This is a genomic window from Cellulomonas septica, assembly GCF_012396155.1.
Classification (GTDB): Bacteria; Actinomycetota; Actinomycetes; order Actinomycetales; family Cellulomonadaceae; genus Cellulomonas; species Cellulomonas septica.
Map to the genome: position 1 here is coordinate 1 of NZ_JAAXOY010000886.1, position 1,111 is coordinate 1,111.

Consider the following 1,111-nt stretch of genomic DNA (forward strand, 5'->3'; position numbering starts at 1 on the left):
GACCCTGCGCGAGCGTCGCGCCGGTCTCGTCGAGCAGCAGGCGCGCCTGGTCGGGGTTGTGCACGACCGACGCGAGCGCCGTCGCCGGGTACCGCGTCTGGAGCGTCTGCAGCGTCGCCCGGGCCGTGTCGACGCGCGCGTGCAGCGCCGCCGCCTCGCGCGCGTGGGCCTCGATCGCGTCGCCGGCCCGCGACTCGACGTCGCGGAGCTCGTCGAACGCCTGCTTCTGCGCGTCGAGGGCCGCGGACACCTGGGCGACCGTGCGGATGATGCGCGTCGCCGTGTCGCGGACCTGGGGCTCGGTGTCGGGGATGTCGTCGTCGAGCGTCTGCCGCAGCCGGAACGCCTCGGTGACCTGCTGCTTCGCGCCCGTGAGCACCTGCTCGAACTCACGCGTCGCGTCGGGCCCGAACTGCGCCTGCGCGAAGCCGAGCTCCTCTTCCGATGAGCGCAGCGCGTCGTCGATGCGGACCAGCGCCGACGACGACCGCTTGTCGAGCTCCGCCGTGGGGAGCGCCGCGAGCTCGTCGACCGGCCCCACGGCCTGCTGCTGCGGGGGCGGTCCGGCCTGCCGGTCCCGGCGGCGGCGCAGGAACGCCGAGAGGAGGAAGAACCCGCCGATGACGACGAGACCGAGCAGCAGCACGCCGCCGAAGCCGAACCCGCCGCCACCGCCCGTGCCTGCGCCCGTCGCGGACGCCCGCAGCGAGTCCGCCGTCGCGACCGCCGCACCCGCCCAGTCGTCCTGCGACAGGTGGTCCTCCGCGGCCGTCGCCGCCGCCTGCACCTCGCCGCTCGACAGGTCGCCCGTCGACTCCGGCACGAGCGCGTAGCGGCGCGCCTCCGTCGCCACGGCCAGCACGAAGTCGGACTCGCCCAGCCCCGACTGCGCGGCGGTCGCCTGCGCCCAGTCGACCGGGTTCTGCCCCCCGAAGTCCGCGACGTACACCACGTACAGGTCGTACGGCGTCGCGGCCGAGAGCTCGTCGAGCGAGGCCTGCACCACGCCCTCCGACCCACCGAGCGCGCCGACCTCGTCCGTGATGTCCGCGGTGATCGAGACCGGCTCCGCGGCGCGCAGCGGCACCGCAGCGGCCGGTGCGGCGGCGAG

Annotated in this window: 1 protein-coding gene; it reads right to left on the reverse strand. The window is 75.8% G+C overall.

The features are described from left to right. A partial coding sequence (locus tag HGA02_RS20030) for a TPM domain-containing protein (protein WP_168681184.1) occupies window positions 1–1,111 on the reverse strand: 1,111 nt, incomplete at both ends.